Origin of the sequence: Nocardia sp. NPDC058518, assembly GCF_042719655.1 — a bacterium.
Classification (GTDB): Bacteria; Actinomycetota; Actinomycetes; order Mycobacteriales; family Mycobacteriaceae; genus Nocardia.
The window spans coordinates 1-3,864 of record NZ_JBHXNJ010000006.1; the positions used below are offsets into that span (position 1 = coordinate 1).

Genomic DNA, 3,864 nt, shown 5'->3' on the forward strand with positions numbered 1-3,864 from the left:
GGCGCGGGCGCGGGGGCGCGCCGGTTGCCCGGCGCGCGCGGGGCCGCGCCCCCCCCCCCCCCCCCCCGCCCCGCCCCCCCCCCCCCCCCCCCCCCGCCGCTGCGCGGCGGGCCCCTCCTCTGGGTCGGGGCGTGCGGGCTGGGTTCCTACTTCGCGTCGAATTCCCTTGCGCGCAGGGAACGTTCGATCCCGGCCCGGCCTTCGGAGACCAGCCGGTACAGGGCGGGCGGGTGGTCGCCGGCCAGGAACTCGTCGGCCGCGGCGACCGCTTCCTCGCTGATCGCCCAGTGCGGGTACAGGCCGATCACCACGGTCTGCGCGACCTCGCTCGAGCGGCGGTCCCACACAGCCGGGATCTCGGCGAAGTACTTGTCCACGTACGGCGCGAGCACCGCACCCTGACCAACCGGGGCGAACCCGCCGACGATGGCGCGGGCGGTGATGTTGGGCACCGAGTCGTCGCCCATCACCGTGTTCCAGGCCTGCGCCTTGACCTCGGCGATCGGGCGCGCGGTGGCCGCGGTGGCCGCCTGACGCTTGCCTGCCGCGGTCGGGTCGCCCTGCAGTTCGGCGTCGATGGTCGGGGTGTCGATACCGTCGGCGTCGATCCGGCCCGCCGCCGCCAGCGCGGTGACGATCCGCCAGCGCAGGTCGGTGTCGATGGTGAGACCGGCGAGACCGGCTGCCGCGGGATCGGCCGCGAGCAACTGTTCCAGCACCTCGATGTGACGCGATTCCAGCAACGCGCCGGTCAGCGCGTTGACGAACGCCAGCTGATGGTCCGAACCCGCCTCGGCACCGCGCGCGAGTTCGAGCAGCCGGTCGGCGTATCCCGGCCAGCCCTCCTGCGCGGCCCACACCGGATCGGCGTAGCTCGAGATGGCGGTGTTGGCCTGCATGAGCAGCCGCTGCACCACCCCGATCTCGGATTCGGAGCCGATTCCGCGCTGCACGAGCGCGACGAAATCGCGGGCCTTCATCTCGGCCTGACGGGTCATCTCCCAGGCCGCCGACCAGGCCAGCGTGCGCGGCAGCGAGCTGGCGATGTCACCGACACGCTGCACGACCACGTCGAGGGAATCGGGGTCGAGACGCAGCGAGCAGTAGGTGAGGTCGTCGTCGTTGACCAGCACCAGCGCACCGCGCGGCACGCCGACGAGCTCGGGCACCTCGGTGCGCCCGGCGGCGTCGAGGTCGAGCTCGACGCGCTCGGTGCGCACCAGCTTGCCGTCGACATCGTCGTAGACACCGACAGCGATCCGGTGCACGCGGTACTCGCCCGCACCCGGCGCGGCGCCCTCCTGTACGACCGCGAAGCTCGAGAACGTGCCGTCCGGCGCGACGACGAAATCGGGCCGCAGGATATTGAGGCCGGTGGTCTTGAGCCACTGCGCGCCCCAGTCCGACAGGTCACGCCCCGAGGCCTTCTCCAGCGCCGCGAGCAGATCATCGAAAGTGGCGTTGCCGTAGGCATGTTCGGCGAAGTAGTCACGCAGCCCCGCCAGGAACGGCTGCAGTCCCACATAGGCGACGAGCTGCTTGAGCACCGAAGCGCCCTTGGCATAGGTGATTCCGTCGAAGTTGACCTCCACCGCGTGCAGGTCGGGGATGTCGGCGGCGATCGGGTGGGTGGAGGGCAGCTGGTCCTGGCGGTAGGCCCAGGACTTCTCCACATTCGCGAAAGTGGTCCAGGCGCTGGTGTATTCGGTGGCCTCGGCCTGGCACAGCACCGAGGCGAAGGTCGCGAACGACTCGTTCAACCACAGGTCGTCCCACCACTTCATGGTGACCAGGTCGCCGAACCACATGTGCGCCATCTCGTGCAGCACGGTCTCGGCGCGCCGCTCATAGGACGCGCGGGTCACCTTGGACCGGAACACGTAGTCCTCGAGGAAGGTGACCGCGCCCGCGTTCTCCATCGCGCCCGCGTTGAACTCGGGCACGAACAGCTGGTCGTACTTGCCGAAGGCATACGGCACGCCGAAGTTGTTGTGGTAGAACTCGAAACCCTGCTTGGTCTCGGTGAACAGCCGCTCGGCGTCCATGTGCTCGGCGAGCGAGGCACGGCAGTACAGACCCAGCGGGATCTCGCCGCTCGCGTCGGTGAAGGTATCGGACCACTTCGCGTACGGGCCCGCGATCATGGCGACCAGGTAGGTGCTCATCCGCGGGGTGGTGGCGAAGGTGTGGCGTACGACCGCGCCGACCTTGTGCTGCTCGATATCGGCGCCGTTTGAGATGACCACCCAGTCCGACGGCGCGGTGGCGACGATGTCGAAGGTGGCCTTGAGATCGGGCTGATCGAAGCAGGCGAACATCCGCTTGGCGTCAGCGGTCTCGAACTGCGAGTACAGGTACACATTGTCGTCGGTCGGATCGACGAACCGGTGCAGACCCTCACCGGTATGCGAGTACTCGCAGTCGGCCTCGACGACCAGCTCGTTGTTCTCGGCCAGCGCGGACAACGCGATTCCGGTCGACTCGTCATAGGCGCTCACATCGAGCGCGACCCCGTTGAGCACCGCCGACCGCACCCGCGACGCCACCAGATCGATGTAGGTGCTCGCACCAGGGGTGGCGGTGAAGCTGACGGTGGTCTTCGACCCGAAGGTGTCCGACACCTCGGACCCGGCGCCGCGCGGCTGATCGGTGAGGTCGAGTTCGATCCGGTAGTTCTGCACGGCCACCACGGCCGCGCGTTCGACCGCCTGGTCGCGGGTGAGATTCGGGGCGGACATAGATCTCCTTCGTTCCTCGACGAACACGGCACGGTAGTTCGGCGTCCACAATGCCACCTGCCGTCGGCGCCCGCTCACGAGTTTCCGGCGATGGGTGGGCTGGGTAGGCCTGATAGCGGCTGAGGGCGGGCCGGTAGAGTTCACGGAAACCCGCAGGTACCGCACCGGAGATTCGGAGGCTCGACGTTGAAGCATGTGCACGCCGGGAAAGTTCGTGACCTCTACGAGGACGGCGACACCCTGCTGCTCGTCGCATCGGACCGGGTCTCGGTCTACGACGTGGTGCTGCCGACGCCGATTCCGGACAAGGGCGCGTTGCTGACGCAACTGTCGAACTGGTGGTTCGAGTACTTCACCGGGATCCCGAATCACGTGGTCTCGGCGACCGATGTGCCAGCGGAGTTCGCCGGGCGTGGGATCCGGGTGAAGCCCTTGAAGATGCTGGCTGTCGAGTGCATCGCGCGCGGGTATCTGACCGGGTCGGGTCTCAAGGAGTACCAGCGGTCGGGGACCGTGTCGGGGATCGCGCTGCCTTCGGGGTTGCGCGATGGGGACAAGCTGCCCGAGCCGATCTTCACGCCGTCGACCAAGGCTTCCGAGGGGCACGACGAGGCGATCAGCTTCGCCGACGTGGTGAACCAGGAGGGCCGCGAGGTCGCGGAGAAGCTGCGTGATCTGACCCTCGAGATCTACTCGCGCGGGGCCGAGCACGCGGCGAAGGCGGGCGTGATCGTGGCCGATACGAAGGTCGAATTCGGTTGGGACGGTGATGTTCTCACCCTCGGAGACGAGGTGCTGACCTCGGACTCCTCGCGCTTCTGGCCCGCCGACGAGTGGGAGCCGGGCCGCGCCCAGCGCTCCTTCGACAAGCAGTTCGTGCGCGACTGGTCGACCTCCACCGGCTGGAACAAGGAATACCCGGGCCCCGAGATCCCCGCCGACGTCGTCGAAGGCACTCGCCGCAAGTACGAAGAGGCCTACGAGCGCATCACCGGCCAGAAGTGGGCTGGGATCCAGGCTTGAGCTGAGGCGGCGCCGGTCGATACCCCGCGCCGCACCACGTTTTGGTTTTCGGTCAGTGGCCCGGTGCGCCGACGGTGGCGTATAAACATCTGACGCTGGCGCA

Annotated in this window: 2 protein-coding genes; one reads left to right on the forward strand and one right to left on the reverse strand. The window is 68.3% G+C overall.

Annotation, left to right across the window (positions count from 1 at the left end):
• Window positions 1–146 precede the first annotated feature (146 nt).
• Window positions 147–2,738, reverse strand: a complete 2,592-nt coding sequence (gene pepN / locus ACFWPX_RS12685; RefSeq protein WP_378927555.1) for an aminopeptidase N — start codon at window positions 2,736–2,738, stop codon at window positions 147–149.
• Between the two features lie 186 nt (window positions 2,739–2,924).
• On the opposite strand from pepN, the gene ACFWPX_RS12690 reads away from it, so the two are divergent.
• The gene (locus tag ACFWPX_RS12690) at window positions 2,925–3,761 is read left to right on the forward strand and encodes a phosphoribosylaminoimidazolesuccinocarboxamide synthase (protein WP_378927556.1); all 837 of its coding nucleotides are present in this window, start codon (window positions 2,925–2,927) and stop codon (window positions 3,759–3,761) included.
• The last annotated feature ends 103 nt before the right edge of the window (window positions 3,762–3,864 follow it).